Origin of the sequence: Martinezella miluonensis (genome assembly GCF_900094545.1) — a bacterium.
In the GTDB taxonomy this organism is placed as follows: Bacteria; Pseudomonadota; Alphaproteobacteria; order Rhizobiales; family Rhizobiaceae; genus Rhizobium; species Rhizobium miluonense.
Genome location: NZ_FMAH01000053.1, coordinates 23,265 through 44,858, shown reverse-complemented (window position 1 = coordinate 44,858; position 21,594 = coordinate 23,265). Strand labels below are relative to the sequence as shown.

General features: G+C 61.9%; 18 protein-coding genes and 1 pseudogene. 9 read left to right on the top strand and 10 right to left on the bottom strand.

The window, feature by feature from the left end; all coding sequences use genetic code 11:
* The 4 genes and pseudogenes from GA0061102_RS28625 to GA0061102_RS28610 all read left to right on the top strand — a co-directional run.
* A pseudogene (locus tag GA0061102_RS28625) lies at window positions 1-360 on the top strand (ABC transporter substrate-binding protein); the annotation flags it as partial.
* A 250-nt stretch (window positions 361-610) separates the two neighbouring features.
* A complete protein-coding gene (locus GA0061102_RS28620) occupies window positions 611-1,624 on the top strand; it encodes an ABC transporter substrate-binding protein (RefSeq protein WP_092855527.1) in 1,014 nt (337 codons plus the stop codon).
* 91 nt (window positions 1,625-1,715) lie between these two features.
* Window positions 1,716-2,534 (top strand): ABC transporter ATP-binding protein, encoded by an 819-nt coding sequence (locus GA0061102_RS28615; RefSeq protein WP_092855525.1) that lies wholly within the window; start codon window positions 1,716-1,718, stop codon window positions 2,532-2,534.
* 13 nt (window positions 2,535-2,547) lie between these two features.
* Window positions 2,548-3,429: an ABC transporter permease gene (locus tag GA0061102_RS28610; RefSeq protein WP_092855523.1), complete on the top strand. Its 882-nt coding sequence runs from the start codon at window positions 2,548-2,550 to the stop codon at window positions 3,427-3,429.
* Window positions 3,430-3,701: 272 nt separating this feature from the next.
* Here GA0061102_RS28610 and GA0061102_RS28605 read toward each other — a convergent pair whose 3' ends face one another.
* The 4 genes from GA0061102_RS28605 to GA0061102_RS28590 form a co-directional block, all read right to left on the bottom strand.
* Window positions 3,702-5,069, bottom strand: coding sequence for a sensor histidine kinase (locus tag GA0061102_RS28605; protein WP_425348572.1), 1,368 nt, complete (start codon window positions 5,067-5,069; stop codon window positions 3,702-3,704).
* A 37-nt stretch (window positions 5,070-5,106) separates the two neighbouring features.
* A complete protein-coding gene (locus GA0061102_RS28600; RefSeq protein ID WP_092855520.1) occupies window positions 5,107-5,775 on the bottom strand; it encodes a response regulator in 669 nt (222 codons plus the stop codon).
* 63 nt (window positions 5,776-5,838) lie between these two features.
* Window positions 5,839-7,629 carry an alpha/beta fold hydrolase gene (locus tag GA0061102_RS28595; protein WP_092855518.1) on the bottom strand — a complete coding sequence of 597 codons (1,791 nt, stop codon included), beginning with the start codon at window positions 7,627-7,629 and terminating at the stop codon, window positions 5,839-5,841.
* Between the two features lie 10 nt (window positions 7,630-7,639).
* Window positions 7,640-9,154 carry a lipopolysaccharide biosynthesis protein gene (locus GA0061102_RS28590; RefSeq protein WP_092855516.1) on the bottom strand — a complete coding sequence of 505 codons (1,515 nt, stop codon included), beginning with the start codon at window positions 9,152-9,154 and terminating at the stop codon, window positions 7,640-7,642.
* 198 nt (window positions 9,155-9,352) lie between these two features.
* On the opposite strand from GA0061102_RS28590, the gene GA0061102_RS28585 reads away from it, so the two are divergent.
* The gene (locus GA0061102_RS28585; RefSeq protein ID WP_092855514.1) at window positions 9,353-10,207 is read left to right on the top strand and encodes a glycosyltransferase family 2 protein; all 855 of its coding nucleotides are present in this window, start codon (window positions 9,353-9,355) and stop codon (window positions 10,205-10,207) included.
* Here GA0061102_RS28585 and GA0061102_RS28580 read toward each other — a convergent pair.
* The gene (locus GA0061102_RS28580; RefSeq protein ID WP_092855512.1) at window positions 10,174-11,376 is read right to left on the bottom strand and encodes a glycosyltransferase family 4 protein; all 1,203 of its coding nucleotides are present in this window, start codon (window positions 11,374-11,376) and stop codon (window positions 10,174-10,176) included. The two genes, GA0061102_RS28585 and GA0061102_RS28580, sit on opposite strands and share 34 nt — an antisense overlap.
* 412 nt (window positions 11,377-11,788) lie before the next feature.
* Window positions 11,789-12,025 (bottom strand): Lrp/AsnC ligand binding domain-containing protein, encoded by a 237-nt coding sequence (locus GA0061102_RS28575; RefSeq protein WP_004125824.1) that lies wholly within the window; start codon window positions 12,023-12,025, stop codon window positions 11,789-11,791.
* 291 nt (window positions 12,026-12,316) lie between these two features.
* On the opposite strand from GA0061102_RS28575, the gene GA0061102_RS28565 reads away from it, so the two are divergent.
* The 3 genes from GA0061102_RS28565 (at window position 12,317) to GA0061102_RS28555 (ending at window position 16,245) form a co-directional block, all read left to right on the top strand.
* Window positions 12,317-13,600 (top strand): NAD(P)/FAD-dependent oxidoreductase, encoded by a 1,284-nt coding sequence (locus GA0061102_RS28565; RefSeq protein ID WP_092855508.1) that lies wholly within the window; start codon window positions 12,317-12,319, stop codon window positions 13,598-13,600.
* Window positions 13,601-13,639: 39 nt separating this feature from the next.
* Window positions 13,640-15,175 carry an L-piperidine-6-carboxylate dehydrogenase gene (gene amaB, locus GA0061102_RS28560; protein WP_092855506.1) on the top strand — a complete coding sequence of 512 codons (1,536 nt, stop codon included), beginning with the start codon at window positions 13,640-13,642 and terminating at the stop codon, window positions 15,173-15,175.
* Between the two features lie 80 nt (window positions 15,176-15,255).
* On the top strand, window positions 15,256-16,245 hold the full coding sequence (locus GA0061102_RS28555; RefSeq protein WP_092855504.1) for an Ldh family oxidoreductase: 990 nt from the start codon (window positions 15,256-15,258) through the stop codon (window positions 16,243-16,245).
* Between the two features lie 133 nt (window positions 16,246-16,378).
* Here GA0061102_RS28555 and GA0061102_RS28550 read toward each other — a convergent pair whose 3' ends face one another.
* From GA0061102_RS28550 to GA0061102_RS28535, 4 genes are all read right to left on the bottom strand, one after another.
* A complete protein-coding gene (locus GA0061102_RS28550) occupies window positions 16,379-17,695 on the bottom strand; it encodes a glucoamylase family protein (RefSeq protein ID WP_092855502.1) in 1,317 nt (438 codons plus the stop codon).
* 256 nt (window positions 17,696-17,951) lie between these two features.
* Window positions 17,952-18,515: a TetR/AcrR family transcriptional regulator gene (locus tag GA0061102_RS28545; protein ID WP_092855500.1), complete on the bottom strand. Its 564-nt coding sequence runs from the start codon at window positions 18,513-18,515 to the stop codon at window positions 17,952-17,954.
* Window position 18,516: 1 nt separating this feature from the next.
* Complete coding sequence (locus GA0061102_RS28540; RefSeq protein WP_092855498.1) at window positions 18,517-18,981, bottom strand: nuclear transport factor 2 family protein; 465 nt, start codon at window positions 18,979-18,981, stop codon at window positions 18,517-18,519.
* A gap of 85 nt (window positions 18,982-19,066) precedes the next feature.
* A complete protein-coding gene (locus tag GA0061102_RS28535) occupies window positions 19,067-19,930 on the bottom strand; it encodes a DMT family transporter (RefSeq protein ID WP_092855496.1) in 864 nt (287 codons plus the stop codon).
* Window positions 19,931-20,037: 107 nt separating this feature from the next.
* On the opposite strand from GA0061102_RS28535, the gene GA0061102_RS28530 reads away from it, so the two are divergent.
* Complete coding sequence (locus GA0061102_RS28530; protein ID WP_092855494.1) at window positions 20,038-21,447, top strand: aminotransferase-like domain-containing protein; 1,410 nt, start codon at window positions 20,038-20,040, stop codon at window positions 21,445-21,447.
* Window positions 21,448-21,594 lie beyond the last annotated feature (147 nt).

Here is a 21,594-nt window from a genome sequence, read left to right as displayed (position 1 = left end):
GCGCTGGGCGGAACCTATCCTGCCGCGTCTCTTTACATGCAGGAAGCGTGGGTCAAGGATCACAAGGAGGAAACGCAGAAGCTTGCGAATGCTTTCGTCAAGACGCTGCATTTCATCAACACCCACTCGGCCGCCGAGATTGCCGACAAGATGCCGAAGGACTTCTATGTCGGTGACAAGGAAGGCTATGTGAAGGCGCTCGAAAACGGCAAGGCGATGTTCACGCCCGATGGCGTGATGCCGGAAGATGGTCCGAAAACCGTTCTGGCCGTGCTTTCCGAATTTTCCAAGAACGTCCAGGGCAAGCCGATCGACCTGGCGAGGACCTATACGACCGAATTCGTCAAGAACGCCAAATAGCGCGGAGCATCGTTCCCGGTCTTAACCGGGGGTGGGTTTCACGTCTGATCCGGAAACAGAAGACAAGCGCCGGCGGCCATATATCTGTGCCGCCGGCGTCCACGTAATAAAATTGCAATGTCGCCTTGGAGGGGTTGCGTGCTGAAAGCTGACTGAAAGGTAACCTACGTTAGGTTCGCTGAGCTTCGTGGAGGAAGCGCCTTTTCTGCAGCGTCGCATGGCGCAACGATCTAAATAGGAGGAGACATTGATGCGTCCATCGCGCACGTTTTTTCATACCGTAGCCCTTTCCCTCGTCATATCAGCTGCTTCCTTCGCTGCCACGGCAGCCAACGCCGCTGACAAGATCTCCATCATGGTGGGCGGCTACGAAAAGCAGATCTATCTGCCGGCCAAGCTCGCCGAATCCCTCGGTTACTTCAAGGATGAAGGCCTCGAGGTCGAGCTTCTCAACGAATCCGCCGGCGTCGACGCCGAAAACCAGCTGCTGGCAGGCGCCGTTCAGGGTGTCGTCGGCTTCTACGATCACTGTGTCGACCTACAGGCCAAGGGCAAGTTCATCAAGTCCGTCGTGCAGTTCAGCCAGGCACCGGGCGAAGTAGAGCTGGTTTCGGCCAAGTATCCGGACATCAAGTCCTTCGCCGATCTGAAGGGCAAGCGTGCCGGCGTCACCGGCCTCGGCTCCTCCACCAACTTCCTGACGCTTTACATGGCTTCCAAGGCTGGCCTCTCGCCGGCTGATGTAACGCCCGTTCCGGTCGGAGCAGGCCAGACTTTCATTGCCGCCATGCAGCAGGATGCCATCCAGGTGGGCATGACCACCGAACCGACCATCTCGCGCCTACTGAAGACGGGCGAGGCCAAGGTTCTGGTCGATCTGCGTACGCTCAAGGGCACCGAGAAAGCGCTCGGCGGTACCTATCCGGCGGCTTCGCTCTATATGGATGCCGCATGGGTCGATGCCCATAAGGAAGAGGTTCAGAAGCTTGCGAACGCCTTCGTCAAGACGCTGCGCTTCATTCATACCCATTCTGCCGCTGAAATTGCCGACAAGATGCCCAAGGACTTCTACGTCGGCGACAAGGACGGCTACATCAAGGCTCTCGACGCCGGCAAGGAAATGTTCACGGCCGATGGCGTGATGCCGGAAGATGGTCCGAAGACCGTTCTCGCCGTGCTCTCGCAGTTCTCCAAGAACGTGAAGGGCAAGACGATCGACCTGTCGAAGACCTATACGACGGAATTCGTGAAGAACGTCAAGTAAGCAGTCATGCCGCTGCTTCCGGCCGGTTCCGGAGGCGGCAGTTCACCGGGCTTTGCGTGCACGCCCGAAGGCACGCGTCAGGATCAGCAATATGCAACAGGATGAACGCCGCACCCCGGCGATAGAGCTCATCAATGTCAGCCGCCGCTTCGTATCGCCGACCGGTAAGTCGCTGACCGCACTTCGCGATTTCAACATGACCGTCGAGCGCGGCGAATTCGTCGCCGTTGTGGGACCGACGGGCTGCGGCAAGTCGACGACGCTCAATCTCGTCACCGGCCTTGCCAAGCCGAGCGCCGGCGAGGTCCGCCTGATGGGCGGCCCGGTCAACGGCATCGACCCGCGCGTCGGCTTCGCCTTCCAGACGGATGCGCTCTTCCCCTGGAAGAATGTCATCGAAAACGTCATGGCCGGCCCGCTGTTCCGCGGCAAGTCGAAGGCCGAGGCCGAAAAGACCGCCAAGGACTGGCTCGCTCGCGTCGGGCTTTCGAAGTTCCTGCATCACTATCCGCATCAGCTCTCCGGCGGTATGCGCAAGCGCGCTTCGCTGGCGCAGACCTTCATCAACGAGCCGGAAATCCTGCTGATGGACGAGCCGTTCTCGGCGCTCGACGTGCAGACCCGCACGGTCATGCATGAAGAGCTTCTGAAGCTCTGGGCTGAACGTCAGGCTTCCGTCGTCTTCGTGACGCACGATCTCGAAGAAGCAGTCGCCCTTGCCGACAAGGTTTATGTTCTCACAGCCGGTCCGGCCACGGTGAAATCGGTCTATACGATCGACCTGCCGCGCCCACGCGTCGTCTCGGAAATCCGCTACGAGCAGAACTTCATCGATTATTGCAAGACGATCTGGGACGACCTGCGTGAAGAGGTCGAAACCAGCTATCGCCGTGCCGCAGAAGCGGCATAAGGGAGGATTGATCATGGCAAACACAGCTCTCGAAGCAGGCAATGCTCCGATCTTCCGCGCCGGCACCTCGGACGCGGAAATCGAAGCCGCAGCACTGAAGGCGATGACACGCCGCAAATACGTCGTCGTGGCTTGGCAGATCGGCATTCTGCTTGGCATCCTCGGCCTCTGGCAGCTCTCCTCCGATCTGCACTGGATCGATCCGTTCTTCTATTCCAGCCCCTATGGCATTGCGCTGCGCCTCCGCGACTGGATCACCGAGGGCACCGAGAGCGGCCCGCTCTGGTATCATCTCGGCGTGACCATGGAAGAAGCGCTGATCGGCTTCGTCATCGGCTCGGTGACCGGCGTTCTCGTCGGTGTCGCCCTCGGCCGCAACAAGCTGGCTTCCGACATCCTGTCGATCTACATCAAGGCGATCAACTCGATCCCGCGTGTCGTTCTTGCGCCGATCTTCGTGATGATCATGGGTCTCGGTCTGCCGTCCAAGGTGGCGCTCGCCTTCATCATGGTGTTCTTCGTCGTGTTCGCCAATGCCTTCCAGGGCGTTCGCGAAGCCGACCGCAACATGATCGCCAATGCCCGCATTCTCGGCGCTTCGAACTGGCAGGTCACCCGCAACGTCATCCTGCCCTCGGCGATGAGCTGGATTTTTGCAAGCCTGCACATCTCCTTCTCCTTCGCCATCATCGGCGCCATCGTCGGCGAGTTCGTGGGATCGCTGGCCGGTATCGGCTACCTGATCTCGATCGCCAAGGGCACCTATGATGCGGCCGGCCTCTATGCCGCGATCATCCTCGTGATGGTCGTCACGCTCGGCGCCGAATATGTGATGACGCTCATCGAGAACCGCATTACCCGCTGGCGTCCGCAGCAGAGCCTCGACACGCACTAAGCCGCCAATTACTGGCACCTCCCAAGGCCAGGGCCGGGCATCTTGCCCGGCCTTTTTTTGTTGGTCTGCACGGAGGCCCCCTCTCCCCGCAGGCGGGGAGAGGGCTGGGGTGAGGGGCCGCGGGCTATCGACTTGCGGGAGAGTTATGATCGGTTTCGCATGGGAAGAGCTGTAGAGGTGCTTTTACGGCCTTCTGCGAAAAGCCCCTCACCCTAACCCTCTCCCCGCCCGCGGGGAGAAGGACTATCCCGTGATTACCGCCGCCTACACCTTCAAATGGCAGGAAGCCGCACGCTAACGAGCAGCCCGCCGCCGGCCGCGTCGCCAAGCGTGACCGAGCCGCCGGCGCCGTCGACCACTTCGCGGACGATTGCAAGCCCCAGGCCGCTGCCTTCCGGGTCCGTGCCCATGATGCGGTAGAAGCGCTCGAACACCTGGGCGCGCTCGGCTTCGGGAATGCCCGGTCCATTATCCTCGACCCATAGCAGAGCCGTAGCGCCTTCCCGGCTGATGCCGACCGTGACCCGACCGCCCGTCGGCGTGTAGCGCAGCGCATTGTCGATGAGATTGACCAGCATCTCGCGCAGCATGGTGCCATCGCCTTCGATGCGCACCGGCGTTTCGTCTGTCTCGAGCCCAAGATCGATGTTGCGGCGCAAGGCTTCCTCGGCAAGCGTTTCCAGCACCCGTCGGGCCGTTTCAGCGAGATCGATCGTGTCGTTCCGCGGCCGCCGGCTGCCGGGTTCGGCGCGCGAAAGCGTCAGGAGCTGGCTGGCAAGCCGGGTCACATGCCGCGTGCTGGAGCGCAATGCGGCCAGCGCTTCGTCTCGGCTGCGATCATCCGTCTCGCGTGCGGCAACGCTTGCCTGTGTCGAGATAAGGGCGAGCGGCGTGCGCAGCTGATGGGCGGCATTCGAGACGAAGCGGCGTTGCGCCGCCATCTGGTTCTGCACGCGCTCCATGTGATCGTTGAGGGCGTGAACGAGCGGCCGAAGCTCGTTCTGCACCATATGGGGGTCCAGCGGATCCAGGCGCTGGCGACCGCGCTCGCGAACGGCGTCACGCAGCCGCAGCACGGGAGTGAGGCCGCGCTGCAGGCCGATGATCGTCACCAGGCCGGCAAGCAGCACAAGCGCGAGCTGTTTTGTGAAGTCCGACAGCCACAGCCTGCGGCGCATGGCATACTGGCTGTTGTGGGTGACGGCAACGGCGACGGAAATCGTACCGTCCTGATCGAGGCCGACCACAGGATGGCTCAACATCAGCATGCGGACGCCGTCGGTCCGAAACGTCCTGTCTTCGCCGATCATGTCGCGCTTCGGCCGAGGCAGATCCGGGAAACCGGCCACGAGGTTTCCCCATGCAGTTACGACCTTGTAGAAGACGCGGTCGCCATAGCCTGTGTCGAACATTTCCAATGCGGCAGGCGGGATATCGATCTGCACGCTGCCGCTGGCATCGACACGCACGGCCTCCGCGATCACACGCGCCGAAGCGAGCAGGGTGCGGTCGGTGACGAGATTGGCCGTCGCGTCGGCGGTCCGGAAGCTGAGATAGAGGTTGACGCAGATCGCTCCGATCAGTGTCAGCACGACCCAGGCGAACAATTGCGCCCGCAGGCTGCTCGTCACCGCGCTCATGGCTCGCCTCAGACGTCCTTTCGGCGGGGGAGCATCCTCATTGCGCATGGCGGAGGAGGTAACCCAGGCCGCGCAGCGTCGCGATCTGCACGGTGCTGCCTTCGAGCTTCTTGCGGACGCGGTGGACGTAGATTTCGATGGCGCTGGTATCGGCGAGATCGTCGAAGCCGAAGACGCTTTCCGACAGCGTGGTCTTAGTCACCGTCGTTCCGGCCTTCATGACGAGGTGTTCGAGCACGGCATGCTCGCGCGGCGTCAGCGACAATATTTCGCCGGCGAGATAGAATTGCCGCGTCCCGCCATCGAACACCAAGTCACCCACGGCGATCTCGGGAGCGGCGCGATCGTGGCCGCGGCGGACAGCGGCGCGTATGCGGGCCTCGAGCTCGGCAATCTCGAAAGGCTTGGCGAGATAATCGTCGGCGCCGCTGTCGAGGCCGGCAACCCGGCCGTCGAGGCTGGCATTGGCCGTCAGGATGATGACAGGCACCTTGTTGCCGCTCTGGCGCAGGCGCTTCAGCAGCGTCAATCCGTCCATTTTCGGCAGCGACAGATCGAGGATGACGAGGGCATAGGCTGCCACTTTCAGCATGTGCTCCGCGTCCTCGCCGTCATAGGCGATGTCGACGACATATTGTGCCTGACGCAGCGCTTTGCCGAGCCAGGACGCCAGTTCGCGGTTGTCTTCGACGATCAGGAGCCTCATGGAGCAACTATACAGCAAGTGCCGGATATGGCGAGTATTTCCAGCGATTATCGGGGTCGAGAATCATGCCTTGCCGAGCCTCAATCCCATCTTTTTCACCTCGCTGAGATATATGCTGCGCGCGCTGGGCGGGGTCAGATTGTGATCTGCTTCGGGAATGATGGTGAGGCGTATGTCGGGGAACTGCTTCAGGCCGCAGGCGTCTTGACCGAATTGTTCGCGGAGATGATCGAGGCCGATGTCGTGGGCACTGTAGATCAGCGACATGTCGACCCGGCGTTTGGAAAGCGTGCGGAAGCCGTTGACGACGGGCCCTTGAGCACCGGCGAGGAAGGGAAAGAAGCCGAGCAGCCGGCGGCCCGATCGCACTGCGCGCCGGCCCAAGACGGTGGCCAGGTTGCGCAAAGCGCTTTTCGCATCGATCTGGCCGCCAAGCAGCCGCTTCAGCGTTTCCACCTGCAGGAATTTCCGTCCGTAGGTTTCAAGCGATCGCGGCGCGAAGCGCAGGGCTTCGTCGACCGATCGGCTTTCGTCCCAGGAGAAGCTGTAGGGGTTCGCCGTCACGAGGCCCTTGCATCTGATGTCGTGCACGGCTGCCTGGAAAGCCAGATAGCCGCCGCTGCAGCGGCCGACGGTAAAGGCTGGCAGAAGCTTGCGTGCCTCCAGCAGATCGAGAGCCTCGGCGACGTCGCGATATTGTTTGCTGGAATAGAGCACCTGCTCCGGTGCGCCGGGAAGCGGCGGGCTGTCGCCGACATTGGCGGTGTCGAAACGCAGTGAGGCAATGCCGTCGCGGGCAAGCGCTCGCGCCATGGTGACCGACATCCGGCCCCAGCCGGCATTCCTGTCATAGGCCGTGGTCAGCAGCAGTGCCGTCGCGCCTGTCCGTTTGCCCTCGGGCTCGCAGAGAATGCCGAAGAGACGCAGGCCTTTGCCGAAACGCAGCGGCGTCTCGCGAAAGCCGTCGCCGGCGAGAGGTGCAGCACTCGCCGTCTCTGAACTGATCGATGCCGCCGGGCGGGATGGGCCGGCGATCGACCTTGTCCACCCCACGATCGTGCGGCCCGTCGCTGTCGGCATGACGGCGATAGTGGGGTTGGATACCAGTTCGTCATAGCCTTCATACGTTGCCTGGACGACATTGGGAGCCAATGTATCGAGATGGCGGGCAAAGTCCGTATCGCCCGGGCGGTTGGGCCTTGTCAGCACAAGGCAGTTCGGTGCGGCAAGCCCGGCGAGGCTCATCAGATTGAGTTTCTTGACGGCGTCGGCAACGGTGTCGGGCATGCGCAGGCTGGCAACGGTGACCCCTTCCGTCTGCCTTTGCGCCTCCGCCAGTCCCATGCTCTCGTCGATCATCTTCGACCAGACGGTCAGCTCGCGCAAATGGGCACGCCCGGAGACGACGGGTGCAAGAAAGGCGATGCCGTCAATGCCGGTAAGGCGTTCCGCCAGCCGGGCGGCGATGGCGCTGCCGAGGCCCTGGTTGATGAGGATCAGGCGATCGCAGCCGGAGAGCGACTTCAGCTCGGCGGCAGCGGCAAGCGCCGTTTCCTCCCAAAGCGTCAAGCCTTCGCCTTCATCGGCAGGATCGAGTGCGTCGCCGGTGCCCGCATAGTCGAAACGCAGGCTGGCTATGCCGAGATCGGCAAGATCTTCCGCCAGTATCCGCCAGAACTTGCGAACGCACATTTCCTCGAAGCCCCAGGGGCTGAGAAACAGGACTGCGGTTCCCATCGATGGCTTGGCAGCGGCCATGAACAGCCCGACCGTGCCGGCGAAGGTTACCGGCGTCGCGGCCGATCTTATATCTTTCGTTTCGCTTTGATCTCCGGCGGCTCCCCAACCAGCCATCGTATTCTCCTCACATTCGGCGTGGCGCCAGTAACGCCAGAGCGTGAACAGCAATCGGATGCGCGCGGGCAGGCAATCGCGCCGCAACTTTCTGCAGGACATCGATGTCCTCGGCCGGCACGGCTTTCAGCAGCCTGAGAGCGATGCCATAGGCGAATGCACCAGCGATGATTGCGCCCACAAGGCCTGCAATACCCGGTAGGGCTTGAACGAAGCTGTAGGCGGCGGCGGCGCAAAGAATGGCTGCCATCGTCACCTTGGCGAGGTTGATGAGCATGTCGCGCGTCGAGCCCTCGAATTCCATGCGCCTTACCATCAGCAGACACATGGCGGTGAAGGTCAGAAAGCGAACCAGGGCGGCGCCTTCGCCACCATAGAAAGGCACTGCAACCAGGCAGCCGACGACCATGATAGCGCTGGCGATGATGCCGATGACCGTACGTTCGCGCACGCGATCGAGCGAATAGAGATATTGCGTGCAAATCTGCATGACGACGTAGGGCGCTGCGGTCAGCGACAGCAACGCCACCATGCCGCCGCTCGGCGCGAAGGGCTTGCCGAAGATCGCCACCACCAGCTCAGGCGCGATGGCGGCAAGGCCGAAGCTCATCGGCAGAGTGATGTAGGCTATGCTGCGCGCTACGCCGGCGAAGACGTGCACCGGCAGCTTGTCGGATGCCCGCGCATGCATCTGCTCGGAATAATAAGGCAGGAGGCTGCCGCTCAGCTGCACCGGCAGCTGCAGCGCCAGATTGGCGAGCGAGAGGCCGACGGCATAGAAGCCGACCGCTTCGACGCCCCAGTAGTGCTGCAGGAACAAGAGTTCGATTCGGTTGAGGAAGATCGAGCTGTTGATGAACTCGATCGAAAGAATGAACGAGGAGCTGACGAGGGAGGCGAGACCGACGCCGCAGCTATTCTTGCGCGCGATGGCGATCTTGAGGGTCGCGAAGAACATCGGCAATTGGCCGATCGCATAGCCGGCAAGCGCGCCGCTGACGCCATAAAAGATTGCGCCAATGAGTACGGTGACCAGCTGCAGCCCCGAGCTCATCAGGGTGATGCGCAGGAACACACCGAGCTGCTGCTCGCCGATCAGATAATTCTTGCTATAGGCGCCGAGCGACTGAAGAACGAAGAAAATGCCGGTGATGGCAACGACGGCGGATGCTTCGCCGGCCCAATGCAGCCGCTCCGTATCCCAATAATACACCGTATAGCCGATGAAGAGGACCAGCGTCGCAAGGATCGTCGGCTGCAGGAGATAGGCGGCAAAACCCAGTCGCTCCTCCGTCGAATAGCCCCGGCCCTTCAATTGCGGCAGCAGGCGCAGCAAGGTAACACCGGCGCCGAGCTCGGCAACAAGCGCTCCCGTCGTCGTCAGCCACAGCGAGAAGGCGATGATGCCATTGGCTTCCGGGCCAAGCAGGCGCGCGGCAATGATCGAACATGCAAAGCCGGTCGCGAGCAGGCTCAGACCCGCTACCGCGTTCAACACCGAATTTGCCATGATGCTCTTCGTCATGAAGATGACCGTCCCTCAATTCGCCGAAACTCAATGTGGATGTCGGCTCTTCGTGGAGATAGCGTCAGCTCTATTTCATATGCCTTAATATTTAGGGTTTAATGCTGCTCGAAGTTCACTTTTTACTTCGGCTAATATTCATCCGCTCTGGTGTTGCGGCCTGATGTTGGCTGTATGGGACTTGTCCGGAGAGCTTCATTGTTCAGCCTCATCGTTTGCACGGTCGATCGCTTCGACCAGCTCGAGCGCCTGTTCCGGTCGCTGACCGAACAGCGTCAACGGAATTTCGAGGTTATTCTCGTCGACCAGAACGCGGACGATCGCTTGCGCACGCTCATCGACCGCTTCTCCTCTCACTTCGTCATCCGGCATATCCGGTCCGCGAAAGGGCTTTCGCGGGCACGCAACAATGGCATGGCGGTCGCCGAAGGCGATTATGTCTGCTTTCCGGACGATGATTGCTGGTACGGACCCGATACGCTCGCCACCGCCGATATGCTGTTCATCAAGCACCCCGAGCTTGCGATCGTTACAGGCCGCACGCTTGATGCCGAGGGCGTGACCTCGGTCAGCCCGACCGGCGAGACGCAGCTTTCATTGACGCGTTGGAACTACCTTAAATGCGGCAATTCGAACGGCATCTTCGTGCGCCGCGCCGCGCTTGCCGAGATCGGCGGCTTCGATGAAAACCTCGGCGTCGGCTCGGAGTCGCCCTTTCAGAGCGGCGAGGAGGCGGATTTTCTGCTGCGCGCGCTTGCCATCGGCAAGCGGGTGAGGTTTTTCCCGAACCTGATCGTTCATCACGATCGCGTCACCACAGACTATGGTCCGCGCCAGGTGGAGCGGGCGCGCAAATATGGGCGCGGCTTCGGTGCGCTCATTCGCAAGCAGGCCTTTCCGCTGCCCTATGTGGCGTATCGACTGCTCCGGCCCATTACAGGCTGGCTCTTGGCGCTGGTCCGCCTCAACCTCGATGCAGCGCGCTACAAGCGCGCCTGGCTCATGGGGATCCTGGAGGGTTATGCGGCCTGGCCGCGCTGGCGCAGGATCTGAGGCGACTTGCCCTTCGGAGCCAGGGTTTCGGCATAGACATCCATGTAGCGCTGCGCCACCTCGTCCCAAGCATAGGCGCGGGCATCACGCAGCAATTCCTGCCGCAGAGTCAGATCATCGGCCTGAAGGCGTTCGAAGGCTGCGGTCAGGCTATCGGCAGCCGTTTCCGGATTGGAGAAATCCGAGAGTATTAGGGCCGGATGGGTTTCCGCCATGGCCTTGTAGGCTTCGTTGGTATTCAGCACCGGCAGCAGACCGGCGCTCATCGCCTCGATCGCCACCAGGCCGAAGCCTTCATATTCGGAGGCCGAGGCAAAGAGTGATGCGCGGGCGATGACGTTGCGGATCGAGCAGTCGTCGATCGACACATGCAGGGAAACGTTCTGTTCGAGGCCGCGCGCGGCGATTTCTTTTTCGAGCATCGGCTGGTCGAGATCCGAGACTGCGCCGATGATATCGAGGTGCCAGTCGGCGTGGCGGGCGGCCAGCACTTTCATGACATCGAGCATGCGGTCGAGCCGCTTGTTGACGGAGAAGCGGCCGATGGTGACGATGCGCCGGCGTGCTTCCAGGGCAGCGCAATTGGCGAATTTGCCGACGTCGGCGCCGTTCTCGATGAGGCGGACGCGGTTTTTGGCGATTTTGGAAAAGAGCTTTGCGTCGGACTGGCTGCAGCAGATCACTGAGTTGTAGCCGAGTGCCGAAAGCCTTGTTGCCGTATTGAACCAGATCTTCTTGATGGTGGCGTATTTCGGCGTGTGGAAGAAGCCGCCATGCGTGGTGGCGACCATGGGGCGCCCATGCATCAGCTTGCCCCAGGCCAGCGCATCGAAGAAGAAATCGACGGCGTGGACATGCACAAGGTCGGCGTCGGAGATGTGGCGGAAGGCCTGCGGCGCCAGCGGATAGCGGCTGGAGCCGGACCAGGGAATGCGCACGATCTCGATGCCGTCGATCGTTTCGCTCGCCGGGAGTTCTCGGCCAGGATCGGAAAACAGGCTGTTGCAGGTGACGACGCGCACGCGATAGCCGTGGGCGATCAGCTGCCGGCAGAGATTGGCAACGACGTCTTCCAGGCCGCCCTTATTGGGCAGAAACTGGCGCACGACATGCACGATCAGCGGCGCGGCCTGCTTGTTTGCCTGAATATCCGCAACTGCCGATGTCATCGATCCACCCTCGACCCCTATGCCGCGCCAAGCATCGGCAATCCGGCGCCGCAGCGCGCCGCTTGTTGATCAGTCGGCAAAGCAGATCATCCGGGCGGTTAAAAAGGGCTTAATCGCTGGTGGAAAGCCAAGCGGTTTCGGGCAAGAGGGTTAATGGCGGGGCGTTGCTCTGGGGAGTGTTGAGCTTCTCAGGTGAGGGTGTTGATTCCGGTCCATTGTGCCTGGCCCCTCACCCTAGCCCTCTCCCCGTTCTGACGGGGAGAGGGGACTGCTCCGGCGTTTGCAGCGCATTCCCACCCTGCACAAAAGGTAATAGGCTCCCTCTCCCCGTCAGAACGGGGAGAGGGCTGGGGTGAGGGGCTGTATTCGAATGTCCTTAGACGGCGATGCCCCGACCCTAAGTCCGGATCGCTCAGAACGCTCGGAAGGTCAGCGTCGTCAGCGAGCGGATGATGCCGGGGATATTGGCGATATGGTCGTTGATGAACTTGCCGATATCCTGCTCTTCGGCGATGTAGACCTTCATCAGCAGGTCGTATTCGCCGCTGGTGGAATAGAGTTCCGACACCAGCTCCGTCTGGTAGATTGCGTCGGCGACCTCATAGGTCTTGCCGGGGGCGCATTGGAGCTGAACGAAAATGGGCTTCATGAGATTGTCCTGATTCTGTCGGCGGCCGTGACGGTGGCCGGCGTTCCTCTATAATGGTCGAAAGCCCCATGGCCATGCAAGTTTTTCTCCAGAGCCGGATGATTTTAGGTCTGTTCGACCTAAAATCTGAATCCGCTCTGAAACCAAAGAAGTGGAGCATGATGTGGTCCGAAAACTGATCACACTTTTCGGCATCATGCTCTGTCCACCGGATGTCGTTCTTCCCGCTTTCGCAATGGCAAGCGTGAGGCTAGATTACCCCCGAATGCCTCTGTCGATTGGACCGATTTCATGCTGAATGATCCCCGTTCCCACGGTCTCTGGGAAAAGACCGCGCCGCAACCGCCGGCGACGAAGCCGCTCACCGGTCAGGTTGCTGCCGATGTCGTCGTGGTCGGCGGCGGCTATACCGGGCTGTCGTCGGCGCTGCACCTTGCCGAAGCAGGCAGCAGCGTCGTGTTGCTGGAGGCCAATGAGATCGGCTTTGGCGGGGCCGGGCGCAATGTCGGCTTGATCAATGCCGGCATGTGGGTGATGCCGGACGATCTGCCGGGCGAGCTTGGCACCGTTCACGGCGAGCGGCTTCTCGAGCTTCTCAGCAATGCGCCGAAGCTGGTGATGGAGCTGATCGACAAGCACAGCATTGCCTGCGAACTCGAGCGCAACGGCACGCTGCACTGCGCCGTCGGGCCGCAGGGCTTGAAGGAGATCGAGGAGCGGGCGCGGCAGTGGAGTAAGCGCGGCGCGCCGGTCACTGTGCTCGATGCGGGGGAGACGGAGCGGCGCGTCGGCAGCTCCGCCTATGCCGGGGCTCTGCTCGACATGCGTGCCGGTACGCTGCAACCGCTTGCCTATGCGCGCGGGCTCGCCCATGCCGTGGTCAAGGCAGGCGTCGCCGTTTACACCGGCAGCCGCGTGATATCAACGGAAAAGAGCGGCACGAAATGGGTGGTATCGACCGATAGCGGCAAGGTCAGCGCCAATTGGATCGTCGTTGCGACGGACGCATACAGCACCGGCCCCTGGGAGCAGGTGCGAAATGAGCAGGTGCATCTGCCCTATTTCAACTTTGCCACCGTGCCGCTTGGCGACAACCTCAGCAAATCCGTGCTGCCCGGCCGCGAGGGCGCCTGGGATACCAAGGAAGTCCTGTCATCCTTCCGTATGGATCAAGCCGGCCGGCTCGTTTTCGGCAGCGTCGGGGCGTTGCGCAACACTGGCCTTGCCGTGCACAAGAGCTGGGCCCGGCGGTCGCTCAGGAAGCTCTTCCCGCAGCTCGGCGACATTCCCTTCGAATGCGAATGGTACGGCAAGATCGGCATGACCGACAATGCGCTGCCGCGCTTCCACAAGTTCGCACCCAATGTCGTCGGTTTTTCCGGCTATAATGGTCGCGGCATCGCGCCCGGAACCGTGTTCGGCAAGGTGCTTGCCGGCCATATCCTCGGACACATCCCCGAAGCCGATCTGCCGCTGCCGCTGACCGATATCATCGAGCCAAGCTTCAGGACGGTGAAGGAAATGTGGTATGAGGCCGGCGCTCAGGCCGCACATTTCGTCGGCGCAAGGGTCTAAAAGAATAATCAAAGCACCGTTACAGGAAGAGGAAACGAGATGACCGCGACACTCGATCTTGCCGCTGAAACCAGGGCGATATTGACGGAACTCGGCGTTTCAGCCGATCGCTATACGGGCGGAACGCTCGCTGTTACCTCACCCGTGACCGGCGCTGAGATCGGCTGGCTCAGGGAGCATTCGACCGCCGAGGCGAAGGCCGCGATCGGGAGGGCGCACGAAGCGTTTCTTTCCTGGCGCAACGTGCCGGCGCCGAAGCGGGGGGAGCTGATCCGCCTGCTCGGCGAGGAGCTGCGCGCCGGCAAGGCGGCGCTTGGCCGTCTCGTCTCGATCGAAGTCGGCAAGATCACCTCCGAAGGCCTCGGCGAAGTGCAGGAGATGATCGACATCTGCGATTTCGCAGTCGGTCTCTCGCGCCAGCTCTATGGCCTGACTATCGCTACCGAGCGCTCGGAGCACCGGATGATGGAAAGCTGGCATCCGCTGGGTGCGATCGGCATCATCTCGGCCTTCAATTTCCCCGTTGCCGTCTGGTCGTGGAACGCAGCGCTTGCCATGGTCTGCGGCAATTCCACCATCTGGAAGCCGTCGGAAAAGACGCCGCTGACGGCGCTTGCCGTGCAGGCCTTGTTTGAAAAGGCGCTGAAGCGTTATGTCGCAGAAGGTGGCGAAGCCCCGGCCAATCTTTCGACATTGCTGATCGGCGGCCGCGATCTTGGTGAGCTGCTGGTCGATCATCCGCAGGTGCCGCTGGTTTCGGCGACCGGATCGACGGCCATGGGTCGTGCCGTCGGCCCGCGCCTGGCCGGCCGTTTCGCCCGCGCCATTCTCGAGCTTGGCGGCAACAATGCGGCCATCGTCTGCCCGACGGCCGATCTCGACCTTACGTTGCGCGGCGTTGCGTTTTCCGCGATGGGCACTGCCGGCCAGCGCTGCACGACGCTGCGCCGCCTCTTCGTCCACGAAAGCGTCTACGACCAACTCGTTCCGCGCCTGCAGAAGGCCTATGGTTCGGTGACGATCGGTAATCCTCTCGAAGCGGGAACCCTTGTCGGTCCCCTGATCGACAAGCAGGCCTTTGACCGCATGCAATCGGCTCTTGCGGCAGCGAAGGCGGCCGGCGGCAAGGTCACCGGCGGCGAGCGCGTCGAAAACGGCACCGCCGATGCCTTCTATGTTCGCCCGGCTCTCGTCGAAATGCCCGAGCAGACCGGCCCTGTCGAGCAGGAAACCTTCGCGCCGATCCTCTATGTGATGAAATACGGCGATTTCGACAGTGCGCTGGCGCTGCACAATGCCGTGCCTCAGGGCCTGTCGTCTTCGATCTTCACCAACGACATGCGCGAGGCCGAGATGTTCGTGTCTGCACGCGGTTCGGATTGCGGCATCGCCAACGTCAATCTCGGTCCCTCCGGTGCCGAGATCGGCGGGGCTTTCGGCGGCGAGAAGGAAACGGGCGGCGGCCGCGAATCCGGTTCGGATGCCTGGAAGGCGTATATGCGCCGGGCGACCAACACCATCAATTACGGCCGCACCCTGCCCTTGGCGCAAGGCGTCAAGTTCGACGTGGAATAGCCGGTATTTGCTGCATTGCGATGAGGAAGTTGAAAGCGTAGAAAGCCTTTACCCTCCTCATTTTTAAGGTCTCTAGCCTCATGCACCTGTCGCTCGCCGAAGCTGAAACGCTGGTCGAGGAGGCGCTGCAGCGAAGCAAGGTCAGCGCTGAGAATGCCCGCTCGGTGGCGGTGGCTCTTGTGGCGGCAGAGGCCGCCGGGCAGGGTGGCCACGGCTTGCGCCGCGTTCCCGCCTATGCCGGACAGGCCAAGGTCGGCAAGACCGATGGTTTCGCCAAGCCGCAGACGAGCCGGCCCTTTCCGGCCGTGCTGCGCATCGATGCCGGCAATGGTTACGCCTATCCTGCGCTCGATCTTGCTGTTGCGGAGCTTCCCGCTATTGCCCGCGAGCAAGGGATTGCGCTTGCCGCCATCAGCCGCTCGCACCATGCGGGCGTCATGGGGCTGACGGTGGAGCGCTTTGCGGATCAGGGATTGGTGGCGCTGATGGTCGCCAACGCGCCGGCGGCGATGGCGCCCTGGGGCGGCAAGACGCCGGTCTTTGGCACCAATCCGATTGCCTTTGCCGCGCCGCTTCCCAATGACGATCCGATCGTGATCGATCTGGCGCTTTCCAAAGTGGCGCGCGGCAAGGTGATGGCGGCGCGGCAGCAAGGGGCTCCCATCCCGGCCGATTGGGCCTTCGATCGCGAGGGGAAGCCGACCACCAGCGCCGAGGAAGCGCTTGAGGGCACGATGGTCCCCGCCGGCGATTCGAAGGGTGCGGCGCTGGCGCTGATGGTGGAAATTCTGGCGGCCGGCCTCACCGGCGCCAACTATGCCTTCGAGGCTTCGTCGCTCTTCGACGATAGGGGCCTACCGCCGGCGCTCGGCCATACGATCATCGCCATCAATCCGGCTGCGATGAGTGCTGTCGATACGGCGCGGCGGCTTACCCTGCTCGCGAGCGAGATTACTCGGGATCCGAACGTTCGCCTGCCCGGCCGGCGCGGGCAGACTTCGCGGCGTCTTGCTCTGACGGAAGGCATCGCAGTCGAAGACGAGGTGCTCGAGGCGATCAAGGGGCTTTGAGGCGTTGAAGGTGATGGTCGGGTGAGCGTGTTTTTGCCGCTCTTTCACACGCGGCCCCTCGCCCCGCTTGCGGGGAGAGGGTTAGGGTGAGGGGCCAGGCACGAACACCCAGAATTGACCGGCAATCTACAAATCACGCGATTGCCGGTTTTTCGTCCAGCCACCCGCCGGTAAAGCCGGCGCGCTCCAGGCCGCTGCGAAGGATCGGTGACTGACGCATCAGGTTCCAGATCATGCCGGTGCGGGCATTTTCGATCATCATGACCAGCAGGCCCTGATCGAGGGCGACCGAACGGTCATCCACCCAGCCTTCGGGGCCTGAACCCTTGACGCTCGGATTGAAGCCGCCAGGGAAACGGCCATCGAGCAGCAGGTTGGGATAGTTGGAAAGCAGTGCCTTCGTGCCGTCGAGCGCGGCTTGGCGGTCGAAGGGCAGGCAGGAGAGCGGCCCCCAGGGCGCGATCGTGCCGTCATCGGGTCCGAGCGGTGCGCCGCGGGCAGCATAGCCCAAGACTTTCGGGCTGTATCGCTGGCTATGCTTGGTTCCCGTCGGGTTCGGGCCGTCGCAGGCGGAGAGACCCCAGACATCCTTCCCGTAACCGACGAAATGATTGGGATTGCGTTCCGTATAGTCGCGCTGGACGGCGATCGCCGTCTGCGTATTGCTGAAATAGTCGATATCCTTATCGGCTACATGCTTGTCGCGGATGCCGCGGAAATCGATCCAGGCATGCGAGAAGAGGTGGATGAACAGCGGCCCGGCATAGAGAAAGGGCGCATCCTTGAACATCATCCAGGTGTATGTCGAGGCAAAGGCGTCGTAGCTTGCCGGCGGGATCGCATGCGTGGGAGATCCGAGCGCCAGAACATAGAGGAAGACCGCCTCGTCATAGCCCTGGTAACGCCAGCGTAGGAAACCGCTGGCCGGCTTCCAGCCCATGCTGATCGTCGGCCCCTTGTTCAGGGCCCAATGCCAATCGCAGCGTTCGTAGAGGAGTTTCGCCTGCTTGCGGATATCGCGCTCGGTCTGGCTGGAGCCGTTGAAATAGGCGGCAGCCGTCAGCACGCCCATCAGCAGCAGACCGGTATCGATGGTCGAAAGCTCGCTGTTCCAGGCGCGGTTGCCGCTCTCCATGTAGAGGAAGTGATAGTAGAAGCCGCGATGGCCGGTGGCGCCGCGCTCCTCGCCCTGCTGGCTATCGGCGAAGAAATCGAGCGCGGTCAGGACGCGTTTGGCCGCATCGGCGCGGCTGATCCATCCGCGTTCGACGGCGACCGGATAGCTCGATAGCGCGAAGCCAACTGCGGCAATGCTGCAATGGCTCGTCTTGATGGAAGTATCCGCCACCAGTCCGTTTTCCGGATTGGTGTGGAGCATGAAATATTCGAACGCGGACCGCTGCAAGCGATCGATCAGCGCGTCGTCGGTCTCGTTTACCTGCTGCAGCATCGTCTATCCGTCTCCTCCGCCCCTGCTTCCTGCTGAACACAGGAGCTTGGATAGTTGCAAATCAAACATGGTTAATATTGCCATATATTTATGGAGGATTGTTTAAGATCAGGGCCTTATGCACCGTTCACAGCCAATTCCCATTGTCGGCAATGTAGTCTCCAGCGGTCTTTTGCCTCCTTCAGGGAAGGCGAATCATCGATCCCGGATCGGTTTGCCCATGTGAGATGCGCTGATTCGCGCTGGTCGGGCAGCGCTATGCGAGCGCGGATTCCAGCCTCTCTTTCAGTCTCGTCAGGGTCCTGCCGAAAATCGTGTCGTCTCCAAGTGCCCTGGCAAGCGTCAACGCACCCTGGATGCCGACAACGGCTTCCTCGGCGAGCGTTTTTGCTTCCGCGCCGGGCAGGCCGGCTTTGACCAAGGCGCCGGCGAGCGCCTCGATCCAGCGATAGAAATAACCCTGGATGGCGGCAGAAAAACGATCACGCGTTTCGTCCAGCGCAAAGGCGCCGATCAGGCAGATGCGGCGGCCGGAACGGAAATAGCTGTCGGTCGTCTCCCACATGCGGGCAATGGCGGCACGGGGTTCACCCTCTTCGAGCGGCCTGAACATCTCCATCACGAACCAGGTGTCGATATTGGCCATGATCTCCGCCGCCATCTCCTCCTTGCCGCCGGGAAAGAAGTGATAGAGGCTGCCCTTGGACAGTTTCGTGCGGGCAGTGATATGGCTCATCGATGCTCCCTCGTAGCCGAGTTCGCGAAAGACTTCGGCAACAAGGGCGATGGCATCGGGTTTTTCGAAGACGGTGCGCGCCATCTCAGAGGCCGAGTTCCGACAGGCCGGGGTGATCGTCAGGCCGTCGGCCGAGCGGCCAGTGGAATTTCCGGTCTTCTTGCTTGATCGGCATGTCGTTGATGGAGGCGAAACGGCGCTGCATCAGGCCGTCGGCGTCGAATTCCCAGTTTTCGTTGCCGTAGGAGCGGAACCAATGGCCGCTATCGTCGCGCCATTCATAGGCAAAGCGCACGGCGATGCGATTGCCGTCAAATGCCCAAAGCTCTTTGATCAGCCGATAGTCGAGTTCCCTTGCCCATTTGCGGGTCAGGAACTCGACGATTTCCTTGCGACCGCGCGGGAATTCGGCGCGATTCCGCCATTGGCTGTCTTCTGTATAGACCTTGGAAACGCGCTCCGGATCGCGGCTGTTCCAGCCATCTTCGGCCATGCGGACTTTGGCGATCGCAGTTTCGCGGGTGAATGGCGGGACAAGAGGGCTCGGCATGATGTACTCCTTATAGACTGATTGGTATCTTATAGACCGATCAGTTTAGAAGGTCAAGCGGCAAGGTTTTTAACGGCTCGATGCCTCAACGCGCGAACTTCCTGGCGCCGGCGACGCAGCCGACGACGGCGATTGTTACGACGAGCATGGACCAGCTGACGCTTTCCTTGAGCAGTGCAGCCGCAAGCGCAAAGCCGAAGAAGGGCTGCAGGAATTGCAATTGGCCGACGGCTGCGATGCCGCCTTGCGCGAGCCCGCGATACCAGAAGACGAAGCCGATCAGCATGCTGAAAAGCGAAACATAGGTGAGGCCGATCCAGGCCGGCCCGCCGATGCCGTCGATCGTGTGCGGCATGGTGACGACGCAGAGCGCAATGGTGACAGGCAGGGACAGAACCAGCGCCCAGCAAATGACCTGCCATCCACCGAGACGGCGCGACAGCACGGCTCCTTCAGCATAGCCAAGCCCGCAGATGAGAACGGCTGCCAGCATCAGCAGATCGCCGACCGGCGAGGCCGATACGCCCTGCGCTAGCGCGTAGCCGCTGACGAGCGCGCTGCCGATGGCGGAGAATATCCAGAAGGCGGGGTGAGGCCGTTCGCCGCCGCGCAATACGCCAAAGATCGCAGTCGCAAGCGGCAGCAAGCCGATGAAGACGATCGAATGGGCCGAGGTGACGTGTTTCAGCGCCAGCGCCGTCAGCAACGGAAAACCGATGACGCAGCCGAGCGCGACGATCGCCAATGAAACGATATCACCGCGGGCTGGGCGCTTTTCGCGAAAGGCGAGCAGCAGGCTGAGGCCCAGTAGGCCGGCGATCACGGCGCGGGCGACGGTCAGGAACAGCGGATCGAAATCCATGACGGCCACCCGCGTTGCCGGCAGCGATCCGCTAAAAATCACCACCCCGGTCAGTCCGTAGATCCATCCTGCCGTCGTCTTGTCCATTGCGCATGCTCCTTCTGGCTTTCGCGGTATCGGAGAGTTTGTCTGGCCAAGCCAGAGACAGTGCAGTACAATTTCTGCAAACTGTTATGGTGAGAGGTACAGTACGGATGGATGATCTGTCGGTGACGAGTGCCGTCGGCGGCACGCGTATCGAAGGGGTGATGGCGGCAATCTCCGATCGCATCGCCACCCGCAGCCTGATGCCGGGCGCGCGGCTGCCGTCCGTGCGCAGCTTTGCCAGGACGATGCAGGTATCTGTCTCCACTGTGGTCGAGGCCTATGAGCGGCTTGCCGCCGAGGGCGTGATCCGCTCCCGGCCCGGCTCGGGATTTTACGTGTGCGGTCCGTTGCCGCCACTGTCGCTGTCCGAGGCCGGAGCGAAATCGGATCGCAATGTCGATCCGCTGTGGATTTCCAGGCAATCGCTCGAGGTGGGTGATGATGTATTGAAGCCCGGCTGCGGCTGGCTTCCGCCGTCCTGGTTCCCGCAGGCGGCACTGCGTCGGGCGATGCGGACGCTGGCGCGGGGGGATATGGGGGCACTGGCCAATTACGGAACGCCGCTCGGCTTGCCGCCGCTACGGCAGCTGCTCGCCAGGCGTTTGGGCGACCATGGCATCACCGTGCCGCCAGACCAGATATTGTTGACGGAGTCCGGCACGCAGGCGATCGATCTGCTCTGCCGCTTCCTGCTCGAACCCGGCGATACCGTGCTGGTGGACGACCCGTGCTATTTCAATTTCCATGCGCTGCTGCGTGCGCACCGGGCCAATGTCGTCACCGTGCCGTTTACGCCGACCGGGCCGGATGTCGAGCTGTTCCGCCAGGCCCTGGAACAGCATCGGCCGCGCCTCTACATCACCAATTCTGCCATCCACAACCCGACGGGCGCAGCGCTTTCGCCGGTGACGGCGCACCGTCTGCTGAAGTTAGCCGACGCTTCCGGTCTGATCATCATCGAAGACGATATTTTCGCCGATTTCGAGGATGTCCCGGCGCCGCGGCTTGCCGCCTATGACGGGCTTGATCGGGTGATCCATATCGGCAGCTTTTCGAAGACGCTTTCGGCCTCGGTGCGCTGCGGTTTCATTGCGGCGAGGCGGGACTGGATCGACGGGCTCGTCGACCTGAAGGTTGCCAGCAGCTTCAGTTGCGGGCAATTGTCGGCGGAACTCGTCTATCTCTCATTGAAGGACGGCAGCTATCGCAAGCATGTCGAGGCGCTGCGCGCTCGGCTTGCCAAGACCATGAGCGAGGTGGCAACACGGCTGGAAGCCATCGGCATCATTCCTTGGCTCAAGCCGCAAGCCGGCATGTTTCTCTGGTGCCGGCTGCCCGAGGGTGTAAATGCCGCCGATGTCGCCCGCGCCTGCCTTGCCGAAGGCATCATCCTTGCGCCGGGCAACGTCTTCAGCGTGGCTGAAAATGCCGGCAGTTTCATGCGCTTCAATGTTGCGCAATCCACCGACACCCGGATCTTCGGCGTGTTGGAGGCGTCCATGCGACGGCTGCGCTAGCCGTCTTGGGCTGCGGAACGCGGGTCTCGGCCCGCTATGTTTCGCGATCCTGGAGACGGCGCCCTTGCCATGCGGAATTGATCCGTCATAGCTTTGCCACAAGGCCGCTCCAATTGCGGCCGCCTCGACTATAGAATTTTCGACTGA

What these genes read in the sequence shown, in the direction of transcription:
- GA0061102_RS28620 (WP_092855527.1), top strand. Translation starts at nt 611, where the DNA reads ATGCGTCCATCGCGCACGTTTTTTCATACCGTAGCCCTTTCCCTCGTC.
- GA0061102_RS28615 (WP_092855525.1), top strand. Translation starts at nt 1,716, where the DNA reads ATGCAACAGGATGAACGCCGCACCCCGGCGATAGAGCTCATCAATGTC.
- GA0061102_RS28610 (WP_092855523.1), top strand. Translation starts at nt 2,548, where the DNA reads ATGGCAAACACAGCTCTCGAAGCAGGCAATGCTCCGATCTTCCGCGCC.
- GA0061102_RS28605 (WP_425348572.1), bottom strand. Translation starts at nt 5,069, where the DNA reads ATGAGCGCGGTGACGAGCAGCCTGCGGGCGCAATTGTTCGCCTGGGTC.
- GA0061102_RS28600 (WP_092855520.1), bottom strand. Translation starts at nt 5,775, where the DNA reads ATGAGGCTCCTGATCGTCGAAGACAACCGCGAACTGGCGTCCTGGCTC.
- GA0061102_RS28595 (WP_092855518.1), bottom strand. Translation starts at nt 7,629, where the DNA reads ATGGCTGGTTGGGGAGCCGCCGGAGATCAAAGCGAAACGAAAGATATA.
- GA0061102_RS28590 (WP_092855516.1), bottom strand. Translation starts at nt 9,154, where the DNA reads ATGACGAAGAGCATCATGGCAAATTCGGTGTTGAACGCGGTAGCGGGT.
- GA0061102_RS28580 (WP_092855512.1), bottom strand. Translation starts at nt 11,376, where the DNA reads ATGACATCGGCAGTTGCGGATATTCAGGCAAACAAGCAGGCCGCGCCG.
- GA0061102_RS28575 (WP_004125824.1), bottom strand. Translation starts at nt 12,025, where the DNA reads ATGAAGCCCATTTTCGTTCAGCTCCAATGCGCCCCCGGCAAGACCTAT.
- GA0061102_RS28565 (WP_092855508.1), top strand. Translation starts at nt 12,317, where the DNA reads ATGCTGAATGATCCCCGTTCCCACGGTCTCTGGGAAAAGACCGCGCCG.
- amaB (WP_092855506.1), top strand. Translation starts at nt 13,640, where the DNA reads ATGACCGCGACACTCGATCTTGCCGCTGAAACCAGGGCGATATTGACG.
- GA0061102_RS28555 (WP_092855504.1), top strand. Translation starts at nt 15,256, where the DNA reads ATGCACCTGTCGCTCGCCGAAGCTGAAACGCTGGTCGAGGAGGCGCTG.
- GA0061102_RS28550 (WP_092855502.1), bottom strand. Translation starts at nt 17,695, where the DNA reads ATGCTGCAGCAGGTAAACGAGACCGACGACGCGCTGATCGATCGCTTG.
- GA0061102_RS28545 (WP_092855500.1), bottom strand. Translation starts at nt 18,515, where the DNA reads ATGGCGCGCACCGTCTTCGAAAAACCCGATGCCATCGCCCTTGTTGCC.
- GA0061102_RS28540 (WP_092855498.1), bottom strand. Translation starts at nt 18,981, where the DNA reads ATGCCGAGCCCTCTTGTCCCGCCATTCACCCGCGAAACTGCGATCGCC.
- GA0061102_RS28535 (WP_092855496.1), bottom strand. Translation starts at nt 19,930, where the DNA reads ATGGACAAGACGACGGCAGGATGGATCTACGGACTGACCGGGGTGGTG.
- GA0061102_RS28530 (WP_092855494.1), top strand. Translation starts at nt 20,038, where the DNA reads ATGGATGATCTGTCGGTGACGAGTGCCGTCGGCGGCACGCGTATCGAA.